This is a genomic window from Pseudomonas mucoides (genome assembly GCF_015461845.1).
Taxonomy (GTDB): Bacteria; Pseudomonadota; Gammaproteobacteria; order Pseudomonadales; family Pseudomonadaceae; genus Aquipseudomonas; species Aquipseudomonas mucoides.
This window is the reverse complement of record NZ_JACOPW010000004.1, coordinates 41820-66636: the sequence shown is the minus strand read 5'-3', so window position 1 is coordinate 66636 and position 24817 is coordinate 41820. Positions and strand designations below refer to the sequence as shown.

General features: G+C 58.9%; 25 protein-coding genes. 18 read left to right on the top strand and 7 right to left on the bottom strand.

The window, feature by feature from the left end; translation table 11 throughout:
* Positions 1-77 precede the first annotated feature (77 nt).
* Positions 78-1565, top strand: a complete 1488-nt coding sequence (locus H8F22_RS19125; RefSeq protein WP_194940547.1) for a helicase HerA-like domain-containing protein — start codon at positions 78-80, stop codon at positions 1563-1565.
* Positions 1566-1671: 106 nt separating this feature from the next.
* Here the strand turns inward: H8F22_RS19125 and H8F22_RS19120 are convergent, their stop codons facing one another.
* Positions 1672-2127 carry a DUF721 domain-containing protein gene (locus tag H8F22_RS19120; protein WP_027922922.1) on the bottom strand — a complete coding sequence of 152 codons (456 nt, stop codon included), beginning with the start codon at positions 2125-2127 and terminating at the stop codon, positions 1672-1674.
* Between the two features lie 307 nt (positions 2128-2434).
* Between H8F22_RS19120 and secA the strand changes: the two genes are divergently transcribed.
* On the top strand, positions 2435-5170 hold the full coding sequence (gene secA, locus H8F22_RS19115) for a preprotein translocase subunit SecA (protein ID WP_027922923.1): 2736 nt from the start codon (positions 2435-2437) through the stop codon (positions 5168-5170).
* Here secA and H8F22_RS19110 read toward each other — a convergent pair.
* Complete coding sequence (locus tag H8F22_RS19110; protein ID WP_155953712.1) at positions 5142-5294, bottom strand: hypothetical protein; 153 nt, start codon at positions 5292-5294, stop codon at positions 5142-5144. The genes secA and H8F22_RS19110 overlap by 29 nt on opposite strands.
* On the opposite strand from H8F22_RS19110, the gene argJ reads away from it, so the two are divergent.
* The 3 genes from argJ to H8F22_RS19095 all read left to right on the top strand — a co-directional run bounded on the left by argJ (position 5293) and on the right by H8F22_RS19095 (position 8254).
* Complete coding sequence (argJ, locus tag H8F22_RS19105; protein WP_027922924.1) at positions 5293-6510, top strand: bifunctional glutamate N-acetyltransferase/amino-acid acetyltransferase ArgJ; 1218 nt, start codon at positions 5293-5295, stop codon at positions 6508-6510. The genes H8F22_RS19110 and argJ overlap by 2 nt on opposite strands.
* A 164-nt stretch (positions 6511-6674) precedes the next feature.
* Entirely contained in the window at positions 6675-7307 is a 633-nt protein-coding gene (locus tag H8F22_RS19100) for a glutathione S-transferase family protein (protein ID WP_027922925.1), read from the top strand.
* Complete coding sequence (locus H8F22_RS19095) at positions 7304-8254, top strand: Nudix family hydrolase (RefSeq protein ID WP_027922926.1); 951 nt, start codon at positions 7304-7306, stop codon at positions 8252-8254. Before H8F22_RS19100 ends, H8F22_RS19095 begins: the two co-directional genes overlap by 4 nt.
* Before the next feature lie 29 nt (positions 8255-8283).
* Here the strand turns inward: H8F22_RS19095 and H8F22_RS19090 are convergent, their stop codons facing one another.
* Genes H8F22_RS19090 through H8F22_RS19080 form a run of 3 tightly spaced genes read right to left on the bottom strand, consistent with a single transcriptional unit; the run spans position 8284 to position 11868 of the window.
* Positions 8284-8865: a cob(I)yrinic acid a,c-diamide adenosyltransferase gene (locus H8F22_RS19090; RefSeq protein ID WP_027922927.1), complete on the bottom strand. Its 582-nt coding sequence runs from the start codon at positions 8863-8865 to the stop codon at positions 8284-8286.
* A 3-nt stretch (positions 8866-8868) separates the two neighbouring features.
* Positions 8869-10905, bottom strand: coding sequence for an ATP-binding protein (locus H8F22_RS19085; RefSeq protein WP_027922928.1), 2037 nt, complete (start codon positions 10903-10905; stop codon positions 8869-8871).
* Between the two features lie 45 nt (positions 10906-10950).
* On the bottom strand, positions 10951-11868 hold the full coding sequence (locus H8F22_RS19080; protein ID WP_027922929.1) for a putative 2-dehydropantoate 2-reductase: 918 nt from the start codon (positions 11866-11868) through the stop codon (positions 10951-10953).
* Between the two features lie 140 nt (positions 11869-12008).
* On the opposite strand from H8F22_RS19080, the gene H8F22_RS19075 reads away from it, so the two are divergent.
* Together H8F22_RS19075 and H8F22_RS19070 are read left to right on the top strand one after the other, a co-directional pair.
* Positions 12009-12494, top strand: coding sequence for a YajQ family cyclic di-GMP-binding protein (locus tag H8F22_RS19075; RefSeq protein WP_007906601.1), 486 nt, complete (start codon positions 12009-12011; stop codon positions 12492-12494).
* 138 nt (positions 12495-12632) lie between these two features.
* The gene (locus H8F22_RS19070; RefSeq protein ID WP_027922930.1) at positions 12633-13475 is read left to right on the top strand and encodes a mechanosensitive ion channel family protein; all 843 of its coding nucleotides are present in this window, start codon (positions 12633-12635) and stop codon (positions 13473-13475) included.
* A 141-nt stretch (positions 13476-13616) separates the two neighbouring features.
* Here the strand turns inward: H8F22_RS19070 and H8F22_RS19065 are convergent, their stop codons facing one another.
* Entirely contained in the window at positions 13617-14945 is a 1329-nt protein-coding gene (locus H8F22_RS19065; RefSeq protein ID WP_027922931.1) for an OprD family porin, read from the bottom strand.
* 875 nt (positions 14946-15820) lie between these two features.
* Here H8F22_RS19065 and H8F22_RS19060 point away from each other — a divergent pair.
* Both H8F22_RS19060 and H8F22_RS19055 read left to right on the top strand, forming a co-directional pair.
* Entirely contained in the window at positions 15821-16246 is a 426-nt protein-coding gene (locus tag H8F22_RS19060) for an HIT family protein (protein WP_027922932.1), read from the top strand.
* A gap of 3 nt (positions 16247-16249) precedes the next feature.
* Entirely contained in the window at positions 16250-16456 is a 207-nt protein-coding gene (locus tag H8F22_RS19055; RefSeq protein ID WP_010457497.1) for a SlyX family protein, read from the top strand.
* Between the two features lie 74 nt (positions 16457-16530).
* Here the strand turns inward: H8F22_RS19055 and H8F22_RS32975 are convergent, their stop codons facing one another.
* The gene (locus H8F22_RS32975; protein ID WP_027922933.1) at positions 16531-17133 is read right to left on the bottom strand and encodes a cold-shock protein; all 603 of its coding nucleotides are present in this window, start codon (positions 17131-17133) and stop codon (positions 16531-16533) included.
* 541 nt (positions 17134-17674) lie between these two features.
* Here H8F22_RS32975 and H8F22_RS19045 point away from each other — a divergent pair.
* The 9 genes from H8F22_RS19045 to tolQ all read left to right on the top strand — a co-directional run bounded on the left by H8F22_RS19045 (position 17675) and on the right by tolQ (position 24803).
* The gene (locus tag H8F22_RS19045; protein ID WP_027922934.1) at positions 17675-17998 is read left to right on the top strand and encodes a ribbon-helix-helix domain-containing protein; all 324 of its coding nucleotides are present in this window, start codon (positions 17675-17677) and stop codon (positions 17996-17998) included.
* Positions 17999-18136: 138 nt separating this feature from the next.
* Positions 18137-18358, top strand: coding sequence for an FmdB family zinc ribbon protein (locus tag H8F22_RS19040; RefSeq protein ID WP_194940631.1), 222 nt, complete (start codon positions 18137-18139; stop codon positions 18356-18358).
* Positions 18359-18477: 119 nt separating this feature from the next.
* Complete coding sequence (aspS, locus tag H8F22_RS19035; RefSeq protein WP_027922935.1) at positions 18478-20253, top strand: aspartate--tRNA ligase; 1776 nt, start codon at positions 18478-18480, stop codon at positions 20251-20253.
* 117 nt (positions 20254-20370) lie between these two features.
* The gene (locus H8F22_RS19030) at positions 20371-21117 is read left to right on the top strand and encodes a YebC/PmpR family DNA-binding transcriptional regulator (RefSeq protein WP_027922936.1); all 747 of its coding nucleotides are present in this window, start codon (positions 20371-20373) and stop codon (positions 21115-21117) included.
* Positions 21118-21201: 84 nt separating this feature from the next.
* On the top strand, positions 21202-21726 hold the full coding sequence (gene ruvC, locus H8F22_RS19025) for a crossover junction endodeoxyribonuclease RuvC (protein ID WP_007945844.1): 525 nt from the start codon (positions 21202-21204) through the stop codon (positions 21724-21726).
* Between the two features lie 116 nt (positions 21727-21842).
* Entirely contained in the window at positions 21843-22460 is a 618-nt protein-coding gene (ruvA, locus tag H8F22_RS19020; RefSeq protein WP_027922937.1) for a Holliday junction branch migration protein RuvA, read from the top strand.
* Positions 22461-23522, top strand: a complete 1062-nt coding sequence (gene ruvB, locus H8F22_RS19015; RefSeq protein ID WP_027922938.1) for a Holliday junction branch migration DNA helicase RuvB — start codon at positions 22461-22463, stop codon at positions 23520-23522.
* A 128-nt stretch (positions 23523-23650) separates the two neighbouring features.
* Positions 23651-24118: a tol-pal system-associated acyl-CoA thioesterase gene (ybgC, locus tag H8F22_RS19010; RefSeq protein ID WP_027922939.1), complete on the top strand. Its 468-nt coding sequence runs from the start codon at positions 23651-23653 to the stop codon at positions 24116-24118.
* Entirely contained in the window at positions 24108-24803 is a 696-nt protein-coding gene (gene tolQ / locus H8F22_RS19005; protein ID WP_027922940.1) for a protein TolQ, read from the top strand. The genes ybgC and tolQ overlap by 11 nt, the downstream gene beginning before the upstream one ends.
* The last annotated feature ends 14 nt before the right edge of the window (positions 24804-24817 follow it).

Here is a 24817-nt window from a genome sequence, read left to right as displayed (position 1 = left end):
TACCGGCGCTGATTTCTGTGAAGTCTCGTTTTTTGTATCGGCCGCGCCGGATCAAAGATTAACCATTAGGTGACCAAATGCCTGACTCATCGCAACTCGTTCTCGGTGCCGACCTTGCCGGCCAGTCCATCGCCCAGGCCATGCGTCTGGCAAATCGTCACGGCCTGGTCGCCGGCGCTACCGGGACCGGTAAAACCGTCACCTTGCAGCGCATGGCCGAAGCCTTCAGCGACGCAGGCGTGGCGGTGTTTGCCGCCGATATCAAAGGCGATCTGTGTGGCCTCGGCGCCGCCGGCACCCCCCAAGGCAAGATCGCCGAGCGCATCGCCGGGATGCCGTGGCTGAACCACAAGCCCCAGGCGTATCCCGTGACGCTGTGGGACATTCATGGCCAGTCCGGTCATCCATTGCGCACCACCTTGAGTGAAATGGGCCCGTTGTTGCTCGGCAGTCTGCTGGAACTGACCGACAGCCAGCAGTCGGCGCTGTACGCGGCGTTCAAGGTGGCGGACCGCGAAGGGCTGTTGCTGCTCGACCTCAAGGACCTCAAGGCGCTGCTCAATCACCTGCGTGATAACCCCGAATTGCTCGGCGATGACGCCGCGTTGATGACCACCGGTTCCAGTCAAGCGCTGTTGCGGCGGCTGGCCACGCTGGAGCAACAAGGCGCCGAAGCGCTGTTCGGCGAACCGGCGCTGCAACTCGAAGACATTCTGCAACCAACTGCTGACGGTCGCGGGCGCATTCATTTGCTGGATGCCAGTCGTCTGGTTCACGAAGCCCCGAAGGTGTACGCGACATTCCTGCTGTGGCTGCTCGCCGAGCTGTTCGAGCAATTACCGGAGCGCGGTGATGCGGACAAACCGCTGCTGGCGTTGTTTTTCGACGAAGCCCATTTGCTGTTCGCCGGGACGCCCAAGGCGCTGCAGGATCGACTGGAACAAGTGGTGCGGCTGATTCGCTCGAAAGGCGTGGGCGTGTATTTCGTCACCCAATCGCCGGGTGACCTGCCGGATGACGTGCTGGCTCAGTTGGGGCTGCGCATCCAGCACGGTTTGCGTGCGTTCACCGCCAAGGAACAGAAGTCCCTGCGCGCCGTGGCCGAGGGCTTCCGGCCGAACCCGGCGTTCGATGCCTTGTCGGTGTTGACCGAGCTGGGGATCGGCGAGGCGCTGGTCGGGACGCTGGCCGATAAAGGCACGCCGGAGATGGTTCAGCGTGTGTTGATCGCGCCACCACAATCGCGGATCGGGCCGTTGAGCGAGGCCGAGCGTGCGGCACTGATCGCCGGTTCGCCGTTGCAGGGACGCTACGACAAGCCGATAGATCGGGAATCGGCCTATGAAGTGCTGATGGGGCGCAAGGGGTTGGCACCTGATCCCGAGGCCGCGCCGGCCAAACCTGCGCCCCAAGAGCCAAGTTTCACCGAACAGGCCGGGGAGTTTCTCGGCACGGCGGCCGGGCAGGCCCTGAAGTCGGCGATGCGACAGGCGGCTAATCAGTTGGGCCGACAATTGGTACGCGGGTTGATGGGGTCGTTGCTCGGCGGCAAAAAAAGCCGCTGAACCTTGTAGGAGCATGGCTTGCCCGCGATGAACGATAACGCGGTGTATCTGTTGCACTGCGGCGCGCCCATCGCAGGCAAGCCCAGCGCCTACAAAAATCGGCGTGTCAGGTCTTTGGTTTTGCGTGCGCCGCAAGGCGTTCCAGCGCAGCCCGCAGATTTGGATCGCTGATCCCGTCGGCCGTGGCCTGAATGGTCGCGCCCGCATCGGACGACAAACTGATGGTGTGCCCCGCCGCGCCTTGTTGCACGGTCGGTGGCTGCACCTTGAACAGAATCCGGGTCAGGCTGGCAAACTCGTCAAACATCTGTAACTGGCGTTGCAGACGCTTTTGCTGATAGCGCAGGCGCGTTGCCCAGTGTCCGTCGGTGACGATCAGCAACAAACTGCCTTCGCGCCACGAAGCAACATGGCAGTGTTCGCGAGCGGCGGGCTGCAGCTGGCTTTCGAGCAGGCGTTGTAAATGACCCAGGCGTTGAGCGTGGCCAAAAATAGCTTTCAGCGGCTTGGCTTCGCGAAGCAGAACGGCGGGTGCTCTGGCCGTAAGAGGGCGAAATGCCATGATCAGACACCTGAAGTAACAGAGCCGCTATGGTAGCAGAAAGCACCTCCTGCACCTGACCCATTGCTTTGCGCGCGCTTTACCCATTAAATCAACAAGTAACTTCTGCCGTGAACGGCTTGAAGTTCAGCAAAAAGCCCTTATTTTAAGTGAGCCCCGTTACAGCGCAGTGCATGCATCGTGGAATAACGCCACTTTCCTCACCATCGTTTCCGGGTAGAATGCTCGTTCGCATGCGGCCATGAGGGCTGCACGGGCGACTCACGGGGCCGCCCTCCATCCCTTTAGTGTGGAAGATCCTGCCGATATGTTTGCGCCTTTGTTAAAGAAACTTTTTGGAAGCAAGAACGAGCGTGAAGTCAAACGCATGCTCAAGACGGTGCAATTCGTCAATGCCTTCGAAGAGCAAATGGTGGCCCTTTCGGACGATCAATTGCGTGCCAAGACAGACGAGTTCAAGGCCCGCATCGCCAAAGGGGAATCCCTCGACAAGCTGTTGCCAGAAGCCTTTGCGGTCGCCCGCGAAGCCGGCAAGCGTGTCATGGGTATGCGCCACTTCGATGTCCAGCTGATCGGCGGCATGACCTTGCATGAAGGCATGATCGCGGAAATGCGTACCGGTGAAGGCAAGACCCTGGTGGCAACACTGGGCGTTTACCTCAACGCGCTGTCCGGCAAGGGCGTGCACGTTGTGACAGTGAACGACTACCTGGCCCGTCGTGACGCCAACTGGATGCGTCCGCTCTACGAATTCCTCGGCCTGACGGTCGGCGTGGTCACGCCGTTCCAGCCACCGGAAGAGAAACGTCTGGCTTACGCCGCTGACATTACCTACGGCACCAACAACGAATTCGGTTTCGATTACCTGCGCGACAACATGGCGTTCAGCATGGAAGAAAAATTCCAGCGCGAACTCAATTTTGCCGTGATCGACGAAGTCGACTCCATCCTCATCGACGAAGCCCGTACTCCACTGATCATTTCCGGTCAGGCCGAGGACAGCTCCAAGCTGTACATCGAGATCAACAAACTGATCCCGCGCCTGGAATTGCACGTCGAAGAAGTTGAAGGCGAAGTCACCAAGGCCGGCCACTACACCGTCGATGAGAAGACCCGTCAGGTTGAACTCAACGAAGCGGGCCATCAATTCGTAGAAGAATCGCTGACCTCCCTCGGCCTGCTGGCTGAAGGCGAGAGCCTGTACTCGGCCCACAACCTGGGCCTGCTGACCCACGTTTATGCCGGTCTGCGCGCGCACAAACTGTTCCACCGCAACGTCGAGTACATCGTGCAGGACGGTCAGGTTGTCCTGGTCGACGAACACACCGGTCGTACCATGCCGGGCCGTCGTTTGTCCGAAGGCCTGCACCAGGCCATCGAAGCCAAGGAAAACCTGAACATCCAGGCCGAAAGCCAGACCCTGGCATCGACCACGTTCCAGAACTACTTCCGCCTGTACAACAAGCTGTCCGGCATGACCGGTACGGCTGACACCGAGGCGTTCGAGTTCCATCAGATCTATGGCCTGCAGGTCATGGTCATTCCGCCGAACAAGCCGTTGGCCCGTAAGGACTACAACGACCTGGTGTTCCTGACGGCCGACGAGAAATACACGGCCATCGTGGCGGACATCAAGGAAAGCATGGCGGCGGGCCGTCCGGTGCTGGTGGGTACCGCGACCATCGAAACCTCCGAACACATGTCCCGCCTGCTGGTGGAACAAGGCATCGAACACAAGGTTCTGAACGCCAAGTTCCACGAAAAGGAAGCCGAGATCATTGCCCAGGCCGGTCGCCCAGGCGCACTGACCATCGCCACCAACATGGCCGGTCGTGGTACCGACATCCTGTTGGGCGGTAACTGGGAAGTGGAAGTGGCGTCCCTGGAAGATCCTACTCCGGAGCAGATTGCCCAGATCAAGGCCGACTGGCAGAAGCGTCACCAGCAAGTGCTCGAATCGGGCGGCTTGCAGGTCATTGCTTCCGAGCGTCACGAATCGCGCCGTATCGACAACCAGTTGCGTGGTCGTGCCGGTCGTCAGGGCGACGCCGGTTCCAGCCGCTTCTACCTGTCGCTGGAAGACAGTCTGATGCGCATCTTCGCCTCTGACCGAGTGAAGAACTTCATGAAGGCCCTGGGCATGCAGCCAGGCGAGGCGATCGAGCACCGTATGGTGACCAACGCCATCGAAAAGGCTCAGCGCAAGGTTGAAGGCCGTAACTTCGATATTCGTAAGCAACTGCTCGAGTTCGACGACGTCAACAACGAACAGCGTAAAGTGATTTATCACATGCGTAACACGTTGCTGGCCGCCGACAACATTGGCGAAACCATCGCTGATTTCCGTCAGGACGTGCTCAACTCTACCGTCAGCGCGCACATTCCACCGCAATCGCTGCCTGAGCAGTGGGACGTGGCCGGTCTGGAGGCTGCGTTGCAGAGCGACTTCGGTGTGGCGCTGCCGATCCAGCAATGGCTCGACGAAGACGATCACCTGTACGAAGAAACCCTGCGCGAGAAGCTGATGCAAGAGCTGATCGCGGCGTACAACGAGAAAGAAGACCAGGCGGGTGCCGAAGCGCTGCGCAGCTTCGAGAAACAAATCGTACTGCGCGTGCTCGACGACCTGTGGAAAGACCACCTGTCGACCATGGACCACCTGCGTCATGGCATCCACTTGCGTGGCTATGCCCAGAAGAACCCGAAGCAAGAGTACAAGCGCGAGTCGTTCACGCTGTTCTCCGAGCTGCTGGATTCGATCAAGCGCGACTCGATCCGTGTGCTGTCGCACGTTCAGGTTCGCCGCGAAGATCCGGAAGCCGAAGAGCAACGCCTGCGTCAGGAAGCCGAAGCACTGGCCGCACGCTTGCAGTTCCATCACGAAGAAGCACCGGGTCTCGAGCAAGTGGAACCGCTGGGGGAAGATATTGATGTCGCCCTCGCCGCAGCACCGGTTCGTAACGAGCAGAAGCTGGGCCGCAACGAACTGTGCTACTGCGGTTCGGGCAAGAAATTCAAGCATTGCCACGGGCAGATTCAGTAAAACCCGTTTCAAACGCTGAAATACCCGCGCCGCGACCGGCATCAGCCGTCGCGGCGTTTTGCCATTTAATACCGCCGTTCATCGCATGACGGTGATGACTACATTTTTTGAGGAGCGCATTCATGGCTGTTGGTCTTGGTCCTTTGCCAACGTTGCACCCGGTTGCCGGTTTTGAACTCGGTATCGCCTCGGCCGGCATCAAGCGCCCGGGGCGCAAGGATGTTGTGGTCATGCGCTGCGCCGAAGGTTCCACCGTCGCGGGCGTTTTCACCCTGAACGCCTTTTGCGCCGCCCCGGTGATCCTGGCCAAGCAACGCGTGCAAGGCCCGGTGCGTTACCTGTTGACCAACACCGGCAATGCCAACGCCGGCACTGGCGAACCTGGCCTGGCCGCCGCCGAGCGCACTTGCGCCAAACTGGCTGAGCTGACGGGCGTCGATGCCAGCCTGGTGCTGCCTTACTCCACCGGTGTGATTGGCGAGCCGCTGCCGGTCGAGAAAATCGAAGGCGCGCTGCAAGCAGCCCTTGACGACCTGTCGATCCACAACTGGGAAGCGGCCGCCACCGGCATCATGACCACCGACACCCTGCCCAAGGGGGCGAGCCGCCAGTTCCAGCATGACGGCGTGACCATCACCGTCACCGGCATCAGCAAAGGCGCGGGCATGATCCGTCCGAACATGGCGACCATGCTCGGCTACATCGCCACCGACGCCAAAGTCTCCCGCGATGTGCTGCAAAACCTGTTGTTGGACGGTGCCAACAAGTCGTTCAACCGCATCACCATCGACGGCGACACGTCGACCAACGACTGCTGCATGTTGATCGCCACCGGTCAGGCTGCACTGCCGGAAATCACCCGTGCCGAAGGCGAGTTGTTCGCCAAGTTGAAGCAGGCTGTATTCGAAGTGTGCATGGACGTGGCCCAGGCCATCGTTCGCGACGGCGAAGGCGCGACCAAGTTTGTCACCGTTGAAGTCAACGGCGGCGGCAATCACCAGGAATGCCTGGACGTCGGCTACACCGTGGCGCACTCGCCGCTGATCAAGACGGCGTTGTTCGCTTCCGACCCGAACTGGGGCCGCATCCTGGCTGCCGTTGGCCGTGCCGGCGTGCCGAACCTGGACGTGAGCAAGATCGACGTGTTCCTCGGCGACGTGTGCATTGCCAGCCGTGGTGCGCGTGCCGCGACTTACACTGAAGCCCAGGGCGCTGCAGTGATGCAGCAGGAAGAGATCACCATCCGTATCGAACTGGGTCGCGGCGATTGCAGCGAAACCATCTGGACCACCGACTTGTCCCACGAATACGTGAAGATCAACGCCGAGTACCGTACTTAAGATCGATTCACCCCCATCGCGGGCAAGCCCGCTCCCACAGGTTCAGTGGCGTACACAAAGGTTGTGTTCAACGCGTTCACTGTGGGGGCAGGCTTGCCCGCGATGACGGACGGCCAGACACCGAAGATTCCGGTCTGTACCCCTCATCAAAAAAGGTCCCGAACATGAGCCTCCACCTGATCATCGGCGACAAACTGCTTTCCTCCTGGTCCCTGCGCGGCGCACTGGCCCTCGAGCTGACCGGCGCGGCCTACACCGAAGAATTGATCAAACTGGGTCAACCCGACACCCGCGAACGCCTGCTCAAGCATTCGCCGACCGGCAAAGTCCCGCTGCTGAAAACCGAACACGGCACCATCGCCGATTCCCTGGCGATTGCCGAGTACCTGGCCGAGCAGTTCCCCAATGCCAGTCTCTGGCCAAAAGATACCGCCGCCCGAGCCCAGGCGCGTTCGGCTTGTGCGCAGATGCACGCGGGGTTCTTTGCCATGCGCGGCAACATGCCGTTCGACCTGAGCCGCAATGCGCCGCTGTCGCCGACGCCTGATGATGTTCAGGCCGATATCCAGCGCATGCTGGCGTTGTGGGCGGAATGCCGAACGGTGGCGACTGACATTGGTCCGTTCCTGTTCGGCGGCGCAACCCTGGCCGATGCGTTCTTCGCCCCGATTGCCGTACGCCTGCGCACCTATCAGGTGAAATTGCCGGCAGCGGACGAAGCCTATGTCGAAGCCATCTACCAATGGCCGGCGTTCAAGGCCTGGCAGAAGGCAGGTCTGGAGGAGGTCGGGCAGTGAAACGAGTTCATGTAGCCGCTGCCGTTATCCGTGATAACAGCGGCAAGATCCTTATCGCACGCCGTGCCGACACTCAGCACCAGGGCGGTTTGTGGGAGTTTCCCGGTGGCAAGGTCGAGGGCGACGAGTCCGTCGAAACCGCACTGAGTCGTGAGCTTCAGGAAGAGCTGGGCATTGTGGTCAGCGCCGCGCGACCGCTGATCAAAGTTCATCACGACTACCCGGACAAGCACGTGTTACTGGATGTCTGGGAGGTCTCGGCTTTTACCGGCGAACCCCACGGCGCCGAAGGTCAGCCGTTGGAATGGGTGTCACCACGCGACCTGCTGAACTACGAGTTCCCGGCGGCCAACCAGCCGATCGTCGCGGCTGCACGCTTGCCCGCGGAGTATCTGATTACCCCCGAAGATCTGGAAACCCCGGCCTTGCTGCGCGGCATTCAGAAAGCCATCGCCGGTGGGATCAAGTTGATCCAGCTACGGGCGCCCAACGGCTACGATCCAAAGTACCGCGACCTGGCGGTGGACGCAGCCGGGCTGTGTGCGGGCAAGGCGCAACTGATGATCAAGGGGCCGTTCGAATGGCTTGGTGATTTCCCGTCCGCCGGTTGGCACATCACCTCCGCCCAGTTGCGTAAATACGCAGCGGCCGGGCGACCACTGCCGGCGTCGCGCTGGTTGGCGGCGTCGTGTCATAACGCTGAAGAACTGGCGTTGGCCGAGCAAATGGGCGTGGACTTTGTGACCCTCTCGCCGGTGCAGAAGACCCAGACTCATCCGGATGCGCAGCCGTTGGGTTGGGATCAGGCTTCGGCGTTGATGACGGGCTTCAGCAAGCCAGTGTTCCTGTTGGGCGGTGTTGGCCCGGCAGAGCGGCAACAAGCCTGGGAAGCCGGGGCTCAGGGCGTGGCGGGGATTCGGGCGTTCTGGCCGGATTCTTTGGAGTAGCTGCCACCCCCATCGCGAGCAGGCGCCGGTTAAACCTGAGGTTTCACCGCCGCCTGCCACAAAATCTCCGCAACCCCCTGCCGCTTGGCAATCACCCGCGCCACCACAAACAACACATCCGACAACCGATTGATATACGCCAACCCAACCCCGGCCAACGGTTCAATCGCATTCAACTGCTGGCACCGCCGTTCCGCAGTGCGCGCCAGGCACCTGCACACATGCGCCTGAGCGATCAACGCTGAACCGCCGGGCAGTATGAAATTCTCCAGCGGTCCCAACTCTTCATTCCAGTGATCAATCGCCGCTTCCAGGCGTTCGATCTCCGCCGCGTCCAACGCCTGATACTCCGGCATCGCCAGCTCGCCACCCAAGTCGAACAAGCGGTGCTGGCAAGGCGCCAACACCTCGATCACCTCGTTCAACCCCGGATATGTGATGCGTTCTGCGGCCAACCCGGCCAACAGCACACCGACCTGGCTGTTCAGCGAGTCGACTTCGCCAATGGCCTCGATCCGCGGGTGATCCTTGGGCACCCGGCGACCATCGCCAAGCCCGGTTTCGCCTTTGTCGCCAGTGCGGGTGTAAATTTTCGACAAGCGAAAGCCCATGGGTTACCTCGATAGCTGATTGAGTTCTTGAGAGATGACTGGCGTGCCCGCCAAGGGCAGGCGCAAGGTGAAACAGGTGCCTTGGCCCGGCGTCGATTGCACTTCCATCTGGCCCTTGTGATTGTTGGTGATGATGAAATAGGAAACCGACAGGCCCAACCCCGTGCCCTGGCCGATTTCCTTGGTGGTGAAGAACGGCTCGAACGTGCGTTTGCGCACGTTTTCGCTCATGCCGATGCCGTTGTCCTCCACCTGGATTTCCGCCCAGGGCGGATTCAGTTTGGTGCGCAGAATGATCCGTCCCGGTTCGCGGTCATCTTCACGCTGGTGAATGGCCTGAGCCGCGTTTTTCAACAGGTTGAGCAGCACCTGCTCCAATTCGTTGGCCGTGCCGGGCACCGGGCCGAGGGCCGGATCGAACTGGCGAATGATTGCCTGGCCCTTGAAGTCGAAACCAATCGCCAGGTCGAAGTCGTTACCGGCGATTTCCACCGCTTGATCGATCAGCGCCGGCAGGTCGCACGGGGCCATTTGCCGGGTGCTGCGACGGCTGAAGCTGAGCATGTGCGTCACAATCTTCGCCGCCCGGGCGCCGGCTTGCTGAATGCCGTCGAGCAGTTGCGGGACTTCGCGCGCTTGCAGGTACCGGTTGACCGTTTCCAGCTCGATGCCAATGTGCTCGGCCTGCTCCAGGTTCTTCGGCAGGTCAGGTGACAGGCGTCGGCGAATGTTCTGCACGTTGTGCAGGATCGCGCCCAACGGGTTATTGATTTCGTGGGCCATGCCGGCGGCGAGGCCACCGACCGAGAGCATTTTCTCCGACTGCACCATCATTTCTTCCAGCGACAGGCGCTGAGTGATGTCATCGATCCGGATCACCACGCCGCGCCCGGCACCGCCCATCAGCGGGTAAAAGGTCAGGGCGTAATGCTTGGGCTCATCGTCCTTGAACCACGTTACCCGCTCGATCTTGGCCACGGTGTGCTGCTCGACGGTTTGCTTGAGCTGCGGCAGAAACGGCTTCAACGGTTCGAAGGCGAGGAAGATCGGCTGGTTCAGCGCTTCGTCCAGACGCGTGCCGGACAGGGCGCTGGCCTCCTGATTCCACTGGGTCACGTAGAGCTGTTCGTCGAGGGCGATCAGCGCCGACGGCATGGAGTCGATGATGCTGTTGAGGTAGTTCTGGAAACCGGTGAGCTTTTTCTCGATCTTGCTGCGCACCTGGACTTCGAGTTCCAGCTTGCGATTGGTATGGCGCGTTTCTTCGGCCAGGCCCTGGGCCTGGTCGTAAGCGGCCTGGGAGTCGTCCCGGGCACGTTTGAGTTGCTGCTCACGGGCTTCGATCCGCGAGAGCATGGTGTTGAACGCCTCGGCGAGGCTGCCGATTTCGTCGTGGTTGCCACGGGAGGCTCGCAGCGCGTAGTTCTCTTCGCGGGTCACCTGCCGGGACAGCTCTTCGAGCTCATGGATGGGGCGGGTAATCAGCCGTTTGATTTGCCGGGCAATCACCAGCCACAACAACACGCTGAAGATCAGAATGCCCAGGCTGGCAGTCAGGGTGCCGGTGTAGAACGCCATTGGCAGCTCACTGCTGGCCACCAGCAACAAATGACCAGGCTCAGTGCCGGGGCGGGGCAGGGTGATCAGTTGATTGCTGCGAAACTCGGTCGCTTGCCAAGCCTCTATGTGCTGATAGCGCCCCGGCAGGCTGAGTTTGTCGCCATGCTGCAACTGGGCCAGCCGTTCGCCCTTGCCGTCATAAATGGCGGCTGCACGCAGCGGCGAGTAACTGTTGAGTTCGTTGAGCAGGCGTTCGGCGTTTTGTGGCGTCTTCAGGGCGTCGGCCACCAGGCTCGGGTTCGACACCAGTCGGCCAATGGTCTGCAAGGCTTGGGGCGCCATGCTTTCCTGGGAGATGTAATACGCCGCGCTGATGAAGGTCAGGTTGGCAACCAGCAGGATGGTGATCAACAGCACCAGCAGGGCGGCCAGCAGCTTCTGGCCGACGGGAAGGTTTTCAAGGCGCTGGCGCAATGGCATCAGGTTCGTCGCTTAAATGGAACACGTGGCCAGCGTAGCCGCTGCTCAGTCGCTGGGCAATCCAAGGCTGTGCAGATGGCCGATCAGCCGCTGCTGTAATTGATGCAGGTGGGGCAGGTTCAGTTGATGACGCTCGGCCACTTTGCACACATGGCCCAGCAGGTAGGTGATTTCGGTGCGGCGCTGATTCGCGACGTCCTGGTACATCGAGGAGTAGTTGGCCGCCGTGGCCTGGATGACGCGCTCGACTTCCTGTTGCAGGTTTTCTGCCGCAGCGGGCTGACCACACCGTTCCAGCAACTCGGTCAATTCACCGCAGAGGGTCGCGACTTCGCACTGATGCGCCTGCAACCCGCCATTACGGCAGTTATGAAGGACTGTCAGGGGGTTGATCGCACAGTTAAGCGCCAGTTTTCGCCACAGCCGCGTGAGGATGTCGGTGCTCCATTCATGGGGGATTCCGGCAGCCACCAAGTCATCCAGCCAGATCGGCGCAACCGGATGGCCTGCATCCCCCAGCCAGGTGTAACCGTGGCCCGCGAACACCACACGCCAGTCGCCATCGCGAAACGCGCCTTCGGTACTCGATGCACTCACGCAACGGGCTTGCGGCACCTGCGCCGCCACGGCGTCCTGACTGCCGAGGCCGTTCTGCAGCAGGATCAGCTCGGCGTCGGGTGTCAGGCGTGGCGCCAGTTGTGCGACGGCTTTCTCGGCGTCGTAAGCCTTGCAGGCCACCAACAGGCGGCTGATCGGTTCGCGGCTGTCCGGTGTTTCGCCGGGGATATCATAGGTATTGGCTACGCCGTGCTCGACCAGCGTCAAACCGCCTGCGGCTTGATATGCCTGCAAGCGCTGCGCATCCCGAACGATCAGCCTGACCGGCAAATCGGCCCGCGCCAGACGTGTGGCCCACAACGTGCCGAGGCTGCCGGCGCCCAATACATGCCAAGTAGTCGACATCAGCTTTTTGCTCGGTTTGAGGCAGGCATGTGAGGCTCGCAGTATCGGTTGGAAAAGACCCGTTATAATGAGCCCGATTTTAACCGCAAGCCAAGCGCGCGCCATTGCAATCGAGCGCGCCTTTTTATTGGAGAGATTACATGCCGTCGTTCGACGTGGTATCCGAACTGGACAAACACGAAGTCACCAACGCGGTCGAAAACGCCGTCAAGGAACTCGATCGCCGTTATGACCTGAAGGGCAAGGGCACCTTCGAGTTCAAGGAAAAGGACCTGACCGTCAACCTGACCGCCGAGGCCGACTTCCAGCTCGAAGCGATGATCGAGATCCTCAAGCTGGCCCTGGTCAAGCGCAAAATCGACGTGCAGTGCCTTGAAGTCAAGGACGCCTACGCATCGGGCAAGCTGATGAAGCAGGAAGCGGTCCTCAAGGAAGGTATCGACAAGGAACTGGCGAAGAAAATCGTCGCTCACGTCAAAGACGCCAAGCTCAAGGTTCAGGCCGCTATTCAGGGCGAGCAAGTGCGCATTACCGGCAAGAAACGTGACGATTTGCAGGAAGCCATCGCGGCCTTGCGCGCCAAAACGTTCGATATGCCGCTGCAGTTCAACAACTTCCGCGACTGACCTTCAACTTGGGAACCTCTCGGCGTTTTCGGCGTCCGAGGCCCAACCAACGGCAGAAATGATTAAGTCCCCTGGGTTTGGTCGTTCTGCCGTTTATTTTTTTCGCGTGCCGGATAGCCGGAAATCAGGAGAAATTAGATGGATTTGAATACTGAAGTGGACAACCTGGTCAAGGCATCCCAAGCCTGGATTCCAATGATCATGGAGTACGGCAGCCGCGTGTTGCTGGCAGTGATCACCCTGGCCATCGGTTGGTGGCTGATCAACAAAGTGACGCAAAAGCTCGGTGGCCTGCTGGCCCTGCGTAACGCCGACCTGGCGCTGCAAGGTTTTATCAGCAGCCTGGCGAACATCATTCTCAAGGTTTTGCTGATTGTCAGCGTAGCGTCGATGATCGGTGTGGAAACCACCTCGTTCGTCGCGGCGATCGGTGCGGCGGGTCTGGCCATTGGTCTGGCCTTGCAAGGCAGTCTGGCCAACTTCGCCGGCGGTGTGTTGATTCTGTTGTTCCGCCCGTTTCGAATCGGTGACTGGATTGAAGCCCAAGGGGTTGCCGGTACTGTCGACAGTATTCAGATCTTCCACACCGTACTGCGCACCGGTGACAACAAAACCATCATCGTGCCTAACGGCAACTTGTCGAACGGCATCATTACCAATACCAACCGTCAACCCACCCGCAAAGTAGTGTTCGACGTAGGGGTGGATTACGAAGCGGACTTGCAGAAGGCTCGTGAAGTACTGCTGGAGTTGGCCAAAGATCCGCGTGTGTTGGCAGATCCGGCACCTCAGGCAGTGGTGTCTACTTTGGGTGACAGTTCGATCACTCTTTCGCTTCGGGTCTGGGTAAAGACGGCGGATTACTGGGAGGTGATGTTCATGTTCAACGAACAGTCCCGTGATCGCTTGAAAAATGCCGGTATTGATATTCCGTTTCCACAGCGGGTTATTCGCGTGGTTCAGGAATCTGCGGTGCAGTGATTGTTTTTTGATCATGTCTGACTCTTTGGTCAGGCATGTTTCTCACGGATTTGATCGTTTTAACGCTTAATTGATAGCCAACGAAAAAGGCCCATCCGAAGATGGGCCTTTTTTTGATTACCGCAAACTAACGTTCTGCAATTACAGAATGTTGAGTGGGTAGTCGGTGATCAGGCGGAACTCAGAGATATCGCCTTCGCCTTCGTCTGCGTTGGCGGTGTGCCATGCTTGACGGATGCGGAACGACAGATCTTTAGCCGGACCGGATTGAATAACGTATTTGGCTTCTACGTTGACTTCGTGGTGTTTGCCGTCTGCACCGTACAGACCAGCGTAAGCGCTGCCTGCTGGAGTGTTGGTGCCGTCGATGTCCCAACCTTTCACGTAACGGGTCATGAAGCTCAGACCAGGTACGCCGTATTCGGCCATTTTCAGGTCGTAACGGGCTTGTACCGACTTCTCGCCAGGGGCGTTGAAGTCAGAGTACTGGATGGAGTTGGCGAGGAAGATCGAGTCGCCACCGCGGTTGTTTTTACCCACACCGACGTAGTCGAACGGGGTATCGCCGTTCACTTTCTGGAAGCCCAGGGTCAGGGTGTGCGCTTTCAGGAACGAGAAAGCAGCCGCCAGGGAGTAGGCGTTGTTGCTGATTTCGCCTGCTTTAGCGTTACCGGTGTCCTTGGTGTTGTAGTAGTTGGCGTCGAAGTTCAACGACTCATCGCCACCCAGCGGGAGGGTATAGTTCGCGTTCGCGTAGTACTGGTTCCAGACGTCTTCGAGCTTGGCACCGTAGAGCGAGAAGCTCAGGTTGTCGTTGATGCCGTATTTGCCACCGAAGTAGTCGATGGAGTTGGCTTTCACGCCAGCGTAAGTAGCCCACAGGTCGCCGTCACGGGCGTTGCTGTCCTGGCTGGTTGCCGAAGTGAAGTGGCCGCCTTCGAGGTCAAGGTCTTTGACTTCGCTGCTCTGCAGTTGGATGCCGGTAGCAGTTTGGTGAAGGATACGGGAACCACCAACAGCGAACACTGGAGCAGTGCTTGGCTGCATGTCGCCGATTTTCAGCTCGGTCTTGGAGATGCGGAACTTGGCAGCAGCGCCGGCTTTGCCTTGGCTGTTGTTGACTTCGCCATCGCCGTCCACGGACATGTTGCCCGAACCTGCGTATTTGTCGGAACCGTCCAGCTTGATGGCCAGTTGGCCCCAAGCTTCAACGCCAACGCCGATCAGGCCTTGGGTGTAGCCAGAGCTGAAGTTGCCCTGAATGCCCTGGGTCCAGTCTTTGTCGTCGGTAGCGCCGTCTTTCTTGTTACGGTTGTAGTAGTAGTTACGAACCAGAATGTCGGCCTTCGCGTCTTCAACAAAACCTTTGGCTTCTGCCTGGTCGCTTACGAAAGGTGCGGCTACTGCCAACTGAGTACTGGCTGCTGCTGCAACTGCCAGTGCGATCATGCTCCACTTCATCACGCGCATCGTGATTTGCTCCTTTGGTTTTAGAAGAGTACTGCCGTCCCACCTGTTTTATTATCTGGGCGGCTCTTTCTTTTTGTGTCGGCGCAAACTTATATCACGCCGACCATGTTGGCGATACTTGCGTATCTAACCTTTCAGCTTCTTTACGACCCTGTCGCAAACAGCTTGGTAGATGTCGCAAATTTACAGCCTCAATGCAAGAGGACCGGCAACTTTAACGTTGTTTTCCGGGGCTTGAACATCGGTAAAAAGAGTCCTTGGTGAAACGTCTGAATCTCCATCGGGCAACCCTGCCGCTGTTTTTATTTGCCTTGAGGCCCCCACTTCCAGCAGAGACATCCAAGGCGATGTGGGTGTGAATGCAACAAGCGTGCACAAAACAGAATTTTGTTGCTGTTTTTTTCTGCCTGCTTGTCTATACCTGTAAAAACCTCATAAAACCGGGCGTTTCAAGCACGTTTTGTTCGGGCTTGACGCCAGGTTTGCATCGTGTTCCAGCCTCCGGCTCGGTGCCGTGACAACCAAAAACGTTACCGGTTCACCCCAAAAGTGAGTAGATGGCGGATGCTGACCGACTCAGCGTAGACGAGCTGTGCGCTTTTGGTGCAAAAAATTTGAATCACTGTGCTGAATTCATCCAGTGTTGTTATTTGTCTGAATCGAACACATCGTTGTTAATCAGTCATTTCGGCGGTTTTGGCCGGAGCGTTGGTCCTGTAATGGTGCGTTCTGGCAAAAAATGTCTCATGGCGGGGCGCGTGTCTGGCCGTGAAGAGAGACCCGTTCGCAGGTATGCTGCCGTCCTGTCGCTTGGCGCGCCGTCCCTCGGGAGGGGCGCTAAGCTGAAAAATGAGAACCAGGCGGGAGTGCGCACAGTGTTCGCTTTAGATCCACGGCTTCAACAAGACACGCTACCGATCGGGGATTTCCCGCTCTGCCGGTTGCTGTTGTCCAATGACTCGAATTACCCCTGGTTCATCCTGGTGCCTCGTCGCGACGATATCAGCGAGATATTTCAGTTGGGTGTCGCCGAGCAGCAACAGCTCTGGCAGGAGACAACCGCGCTGGCGGAAACGCTCAAGGATGCGTTCGACGCTGACAAGCTGAATATTGCGGCGCTGGGTAATGTCGTCAGCCAGTTGCACATGCATGTGATCGTGCGCAAACGCGAAGACGCCGCCTGGCCTGCGCCGGTCTGGGGCAAGGTGCCGGCCAAACCCTATGATGCAGGCCAGATCGCTGCGATTCGCGAGCGGCTGCGTTTGGTGTTAGCCGAAGACTTTACGTTTCTGGAGGGTTGAATCATGAGCCTGGAAGATCGCGTTACCGATCTGGAGAGTCAGTTGGCGTTTCAGGATGACACCATCCAGTCATTGAGTGATGTGCTGGCGACGCAGCAGCGAGCCGTTGAACGCCTGCAGCTGCAAATGGCAGCACTGCTCAAGCGCCAGGAAGAAATGGCCGGGCAGTTCGAAACCTTCGAAGAAGAAGCACCGCCGCCGCATTACTGACTTTTTTGATAAAGAAGCAGCCAATAAAAAACCGCGAACAGCCTGGCTGTTCGCGGTTTTTTTTAGCCTTTGAATCAGCGACGCGGCAGTGCGGCGATCACATCTTCGGCTTGCAGGCCTTTGTCACGGTTCATCACAGAGAATTCCACGCGCTGGCCTTCGACCAGAACGCGGTGACCCTCGCCACGAATAGCGCGGAAATGCACGAAAATATCATCGCCGGAATCGCGGGAAATAAAGCCGAAGCCTTTGGAGGTGTTGAACCACTTGACGGTGCCGGTATCGCGGTTGCTCATGTCATAGCTTGGCGAGGCGGCGGCTGGTGACGATTTGTAGAAGCTGACGCCCAGGTGCAGTAACACGGCGGCCATGGCTGCGACCAGGCTGAACAGGACGGCAGGTTGACCGGCGATGACGGGCATCGGCGCGAGCAATGTCAGGATTTGCAGGAGGACGGCCAGTACCAGCAGAACGCTGACCAGGTTTTGCAGTTGGTGACGAGGGCCTTTGTTCCAGTAAGGGATAACAGGAGCAAGGGTGAGGTTCAGCAGGCCGAAAAAGGCCAGGTACAGTGCATCGGGTTGTTGCAGGTAAGGGACCGCTTCAGCTCGCAGGCTGGGGATGAAGGACAGCAGCAGGGCCGCTGCGCCCGTTAGCAGGTGGACGATTTTCAACATTTTGATTAACTCACGTTAAGACGGATCACGAGGAAGAGCTGATGGAATACGGTTCGCTTCGGAACAATAAGAGGCGTTGGGCACGTATTCGGTATCAGCCTATGCGCAGCCCCCGAAAAATAGGCGGTCGCGACACACTGTCTATTTAACAGCAAAGCCTGCAGCTACTCAAATCAGGCAGTCCGGCGGTGCCTGGGAGGTTGATTTGTCGCAGGTCGGTGCGTCATTCGGGGCGGTGGGGTGTTGGCAGGTTTGTTGTGCGCGGCTTTCTTCTATTAAGGACGAGGTCGCCGTGCCCGCCGCCGACCCTTTGCCGTTTTGCTTCTTAGAGTCTCTTTTGCGCGTGGTAAATCGCGCTTGATCATGTAGGAAAATGGCCGGCCTAGGACGGGCTCCATGATCCCCTGTCAACTGTTGGCTTATCCTACGTCGATGGTCATAAAGTCATCTGGATATCCCTTTGCGCCTGCGCTTTTATAAGGCAACACAACAGATGTAGCTCTTGATAGAAGGCAAGGAATGACAAAGGAGTGTCAGCGATATGGTTTACGAAGACAGGCCAGGCGAGGGGAGGGAGATCAGGGTTGATCCGTTCGTCAGTGAATTTGATATGGGATTGGCCCGGCCTTTATCCCGCTCTGTGCGTTTGAATGGTTTTGCGACCTGCTTGCGGCTTGAGCAGGTCTATTGGGATATTTTGGGCGATATGGCCAGGGTCAATTGCTGTTCGGTCAGTGCGCTGTTGTCCCATGTGGACCGCGAAGTGCATTTGCGTCACGGCGGGGTCAAGAACTTCACCGGGCTGGTGCGGGTTGTCTGCGTCGTGCGCAGCTTGAAGGAAGGGGGCTGCGTTGCGACACCTTAGTCGCAGAGCGGCGTAATGGACTGAGTGTCAGTCTGTGCAGTCTTACGGCTGCACAGGCTGCATTTAATGGATATAATCCCGCTCTTTGCCGCAAAACCCAGCGTGCGCGGTAGCAATCTGATCGCCGAGACAACCCCCATGCCGATGTACGACTATCAATGTGCTTCCTGTGGTCATCAGTTGGAAGCCATTCAAAAGATCAGCGTAGCACCGCTGGTCGACTGCCCTGCCTGCCAGGCGCCAGAGCTGAAAAAGATGCTGTCCATGCCAGGTTTCCGCCTCAGCGGCACCGGCTGGTACGAAACCGATTTCAAGACCGGCTCGAAGAAGAACCTGGCCGGCGGCGACAAAGCTGACTAGGGTCTAGGGCCTGAGTTGAACGACACGTGAGAGCGCTTGCACCATCAGGCACCTTTAACAAGGGCAGGATGGGCAGGACTCCAACCGAATTTCGAATTACGAGAAGTGAAACCACTACCATGATGCGCAGCCATTATTGCGGCCAACTGAACGAAAGCCTGGAAGGCCAGGAAATTACTCTTTGCGGTTGGGTTCACCGTCGCCGTGACCACGGTGGGGTGATTTTCCTCGATATCCGTGATCGTGACGGTCTGGCCCAGGTGGTGTTCGACCCGGACCGCGCTGAATCCTTCGCTGCCGCCGATCGCGTGCGCAGCGAGTACGTCGTGAAGATCACCGGCAAGGTTCGCCTGCGTCCGGCCGGTGCTACCAACGCCAACATGGCGTCGGGCATGATCGAAGTCCTCGGCTACGAACTGGAAGTGCTGAACGAGTCGGAAACCCCGCCGTTCCCGCTGAACGAGTTCTCCGATGTCGGCGAAGAAACCCGTCTGCGCTATCGCTTCCTTGACCTGCGTCGTCCGGAAATGGCCGAGAAGCTGCGTCTGCGTTCGCGCATGACCACCAGCATCCGTCGTTTCCTGGACGAGAACGGCTTCCTTGACGTCGAGACGCCGATCCTGACCCGCGCGACCCCTGAAGGTGCTCGCGACTACCTGGTGCCGAGCCGTACTCACGCCGGTTCGTTCTTCGCCTTGCCGCAATCGCCACAGCTGTTCAAGCAACTGCTGATGGTGGCTGGCTTCGACCGTTACTACCAGATCGCCAAGTGCTTCCGCGACGAAGACTTGCGGGCTGATCGCCAGCCGGAATTCACCCAGATCGACATCGAGACCAGCTTCCTCGATGAAAACGAGATCATGGGCATCACCGAAAAAATGATCCGCAACCTGTTCAAGGAAGTGCTGGACCTGGAATTCGGCGACTTCCCGCACATGACCTTCGCAGAAGCCATGCGTCGTTACGGTTCCGACAAGCCGGACCTGCGTAACCCGCTGGAACTGGTTGACGTTGAAGATCAACTGAAAGAAGTCGACTTCAAGGTGTTCAGCGGCCCGGCCAACGACCCGAAATGCCGCATTGCCGCGTTGCGCGTTCCTGGCGCTGCGAGCATGCCGCGCAAGCAGATCGACGACTACACCAAGTTCGTCGGTATCTACGGTGCCAAGGGCCTGGCGTACATCAAGGTCAACGAGCGCGCCAAAGGCGTTGAAGGTCTGCAATCGCCGATCGTCAAGAACATCCCTGAAGCCAACCTCAATGTGATCCTCGATCGCGTTGGCGCGGTTGACGGCGACATCGTGTTCTTCGGTGCCGACAAAGCCAAGATCGTCAGCGAAGCCCTGGGCGCGCTGCGGATCAAGGTCGGTAACGATTTGAACCTGCTGACCTGCAAGTGGGCACCCATGTGGGTCGTCGATTTCCCGATGTTCGAAGAGAACGACGACGGCAGCTTCACCGCCTTGCACCACCCGTTCACCGCGCCGAAGTGCACTCCGGAAGAACTGGAAGCCAACCCGGCGACCGCTCTGTCCCGTGCCTACGACATGGTGCTGAACGGCACCGAGTTGGGTGGCGGTTCGATCCGTATCCACCGCAAGGAAATGCAGCAGACCGTATTCCGCCTGCTGGGCATCAACGAAGCGGAACAGGAAGAGAAGTTCGGCTTCCTGCTCGACGCCCTGAAGTACGGCGCGCCGCCACACGGTGGCCTGGCCTTCGGTCTGGACCGTCTGGTGATGCTGATGACTGGCGCCCAGTCGATCCGTGAAGTAATTGCCTTCCCGAAAACCCAGAGCGCGGCGGACGTCATGACTCAGGCACCGGGTCAGGTGGATGCCAAGGCATTGCGCGAACTGCACATTCGTCTGCGCGAAACGCCAAAGGCTGAGTAAGGCTGACCGCAAAGGCGCATCCTTTTGGGTGCGCCTTTTCTTTAAGTCGAGATTTTTTGGTTGCTGGCCGACACTGAGTGTGGCGGGCAATGTTTCAAAGAGAATTCGGAGCGAGTTATGGCGGGTCATTCCAAGTGGGCGAACATCAAGCACCGCAAAGAACGTCAGGATGCCAAGAAGGGCAAGATTTTCACCAAGTGGATTCGTGAACTGACCGTTGCTGCCCGACAGGGTGGCGGTGATCCGGGCTCCAACCCGCGCCTGCGTCTGGCGCTGGACAAGGCCCTTGGCGCGAACATGAGTCGCGACATCATTGACCGCGCCGTTGCGCGCGGTGCCGGCGCTGCCGACACCGACGACATGGTCGAGCTGAGTTACGAAGGCTACGGCCCGGGTGGCGTGGCGGTGATGGTCGAGTGCATGACCGATAACCGTAATCGCACCGCAGCGGCAGTCCGCCACGCGTTCAGCAAATGTGGCGGCAACCTCGGCACCGACGGTTCCGTGGCTTATCTGTTCGAGCGTAAAGGGCAGATTTCCTTCGCGCCAGGCGTTGATGAAGACGCGCTGATCGAAGCGGCGATGGAAGCCGACGCCGATGACGTGGTCACCCACGAAGACGGTTCCATTGATGTGTTCACCTCGTTCGCCGGGTTCTATTCCGTGCGCAATGCGCTGGAAGCGGCCGGGTTCAAAGGCGACGACGCTGAAATCGTCATGTTGCCGACCACCAGCGCCGAACTGGACCTGGAAGGCGCCGAGAAGGTGCTCAAGCTGATCGACATGCTTGAAGACCTGGATGATGTGCAGAACGTCTATTCCAACGCGGACATCCCGGAATCGGTAGCCGCGCAACTCGGTTAAGGGTGACTAAGATCAAAGGTGGGAGTCAGCTCCCACTGTTGGTGTTTGCTGTATTGAAGTGCTCTTACCTAACCCGCAGGCGTTATGACTTTAATTCTAGGTATCGACCCCGGTTCGCGTATTACCGGTTATGGCGTGGTGCGCGATACCGGGCGTGGCTGTGTGTATGTGGCCTCGGGCTGCATTCGTACCGGCTCGGGAGAATTGCATGAGCGTCTGCAAATCGTTTATCGCGGCGTGCGTGAAATCATCCAGACATACGGCCCGGTCACCATGGGCATCGAAAAAGTCTTCATGGCGCGCAATGCCGACTCTGCACTGAAGCTGGGTCAGGCGCGCGGCGCGGCCATCGTTGCCGGTGCCGAAGAAAGCCTGGAAATCGCCGAGTACACCGCGACCCAGGTCAAACAGGCAGTGACCGGCACCGGTGCGGCGAACAAAGAACAGGTGCAAATGATGGTCATGCACATGCTGAAATTGACCAGCAAACCGCAAATCGATGCTTCTGACGCCCTGGCCATCGCCATTTGCCATGCGCACACCCGTTCCAGTCTGCTGCCCCATGGCCTGGGGACGGCACGCAGTCGTGGCGGGCGCCTGCGTCTCTGATAGCATCAGCAATCATTTTTTATGGAATGAGGGTCTTCGTGTCTGTGTTGTCGACGCGAACCCTTGCTCTGTCGGTCGCCAGGCATTGATCTGGCCAACGCTCAAGGATCTGTAACGTGATTGGACGCTTGCGCGGCACACTGGCTGAAAAACAGCCACCGCACCTGATTCTGGATGTAAACGGTCTGGGGTATGAGCTGGAAGTGCCCATGACCACGCTGTATCGCTTGCCGTCGGTCGGTGAACCGCTGACCTTGCACACCCACTTGGTCGTACGCGAAGACGCGCAGTTACTCTATGGCTTCTTCGGCAAGCGTGAGCGAGACTTTTTTCGCGAGCTGATCCGTCTCAATGGTGTAGGGCCGAAATTGGCGCTGGCCTTGATGTCCAGTCTGGAAGTCGATGAGTTGGTCCGTTGCGTACAGTCCCAGGACACCTCGGCGCTGACCAAGGTGCCGGGCGTGGGCAAGAAGACGGCTGAACGTTTGCTGGTGGAACTCAAGGACCGCTTCAAGGCGTGGGAAACCGTACCTGCGATGTTCGCGCTGGTTCCCAACCAGCCGGGCGGGCCAGATGCGCCGGCGCCGATCGCCACCGCTGAAAACGATGCGGTCAGTGCGCTGATTTCCTTGGGCTACAAGCCGCAGGAGGCCAGCAAGGCTATTTCCGCGATCAAGGAGAAAGGCTTGAGCAGTGAAGACCTGATTCGTCGTGCCCTGAAGGGAATGATTTAAGTGATTGAAGCTGATCGTCTGATAGCCGCCACGCCAGGTCCCCGTGACCGCGAGGAAGTCCAGGACCGGGCGATTCGTCCTGTCAGTCTGGCCGAATACATCGGCCAGCCGACCGTTCGCGAGCAAATGGAGTTGTTCATCCAGGCCGCCCGTGGGCGCAACGAGTCGCTGGATCACACGCTGATCTTCGGTCCGCCGGGCCTGGGTAAAACCACTCTGGCGAACATCATCGCCCAGGAAATGGGCGTGTCGATCAAGAGCACATCGGGTCCTGTTCTGGAACGTCCGGGCGACCTGGCAGCGCTGTTGACCAACCTTGAACCCCACGACGTGCTGTTCATCGACGAAATCCATCGCCTGTCGCCGATTGTCGAAGAAGTGCTGTACCCGGCCATGGAAGATTTCCAGCTCGACATCATGATCGGCGAAGGGCCGGCCGCGCGTTCGATCAAGCTTGATTTGCCACCCTTTACCCTCGTCGGTGCAACGACCCGTGCGGGCATGTTGACCAACCCCTTGCGCGACCGCTTCGGTATCGTCCAGCGCCTGGAGTTCTACAGCACCGCGGACCTGGCGACGATTGTCAGCCGTTCGGCGAGCATCCTTGGTTTGCCGCTGGACCCGGAAGGTGCCTTCGAAATCGCCCGACGTGCCCGCGGTACGCCGCGGATCGCCAACCGGTTGTTGCGACGGGTGCGCGATTTCGCCGAGGTGCGCGCCAAGGGCCATATCACCAAGCCGATTGCCGACCTCGCGTTGAACCTGCTGGATGTCGACGAACGTGGTTTCGACCACCAGGACCGACGTCTGCTGTTGACCATGATCGAGAAGTTCGACGGCGGGCCGGTCGGAGTGGACAGCCTGGCCGCGGCCATCAGTGAAGAACGCCACACCATTGAAGACGTGCTGGAGCCGTACCTGATCCAGCAGGGCTACATCATGCGCACCCCGCGGGGGCGAGTGGTGACCCGGCATGCGTATTTGCACTTCGGTTTAAATATTCCGTCACGATTGGGCGAAATGCCCGTGGTAGACGAGTTCCTTGACGCCGTGGATGATTAATAATTTTTGCGCGCTGATATATTCGGCTTTTGTGCGGTCCGAGGACCGTGCTTTTTCGAAAAAGCCCGCAGATCAATGAAAAACAGTTGCCTGGCCGGATTGGCAACCTGAGGAGTAAGCACTAGAGTATGCGCGCGCAAAACGGGCTTGAGCCGTTCACACATCGTTGTCGCGTTTATTACGAGGACACCGATGCGGGCGGCATCGTGTATTACGTCAATTACCTCAAGTTTATGGAACGGGCTCGAACCGAGCGGCTCCGGGATCTGGGCTTTGCCCAATCGGCGCTGGCAGGGGAGGACCTGTTGTTTGTCGTGCATTCCAGCGAAGCGCGTTACCACGCGCCGGCGCGACTGGACGACGAGCTTCTGGTAAGCGCTGAAGTAATCGAATTGAACCGGGTCAGCCTGCGTTTCAAGCAGCAGGTCAGGCGGGCAACGGATAATGTGCTGCTCTGCGAAGGGCAGTTTTTGGTGGCCTGTGTGCGCACTAACAGTTTGAAACCCCGGGCCATTCCCGAAGCTCTACGTGCGGCCTTTGCCGACGTGAGCGGCGCGGGTACACACTCAAAGCAGGAGATAAAGCGTGGAAGCTAACGTCGTCGACCATTCCTCCATGTGGAGCCTGGTCAGCAATGCCAGTATCGTGGTGCAACTGGTAATGCTGATCCTGGTAGCCGCATCGGTGACCTCATGGATCATGATTTTTCAGCGCAGCAATTTGATTCGCGCCGGTCGACGTGCCCTGGAGAGCTTCGAAGAGCGCTTCTGGTCCGGTATCGACCTGTCCAAACTCTACCGTCAGGCCGGCAGCAACCCTGACCCGGATTCGGGCGTCGAGCAGATTTTTCGTGCCGGTTTCAAGGAATTCTCCCGTCTGCGCCAGCAGCCAGGCGTTGACCCGGAAGCGGTCATGGAAGGCGTGGCCCGTGCCATGCGCGTCGCCATTTCCCGCGAAGAAGAGAAGCTCGAGCAGAGCCTGCCATTCCTGGCCACCGTCGGCTCCGTGAGCCCGTACATCGGTCTGTTCGGTACGGTCTGGGGCATCATGAACTCCTTCCGTGGCCTGGCCTCGGCCCAGCAAGCGACCCTGGCCACTGTGGCTCCCGGTATCGCCGAAGCGCTGATCGCCACCGCGATCGGTCTGTTCGCTGCCATCCCGGCCGTTATTGCTTACAACCGCTTCTCTGCTCGCAGCGAAACCTTGCTGAGCCGTTACTACACCTTCGCCGATGAATTCCAGGCGATCCTGCACCGCAAAGTGCACACCAGCGAAGAATAAGCAGGTAATTTCCA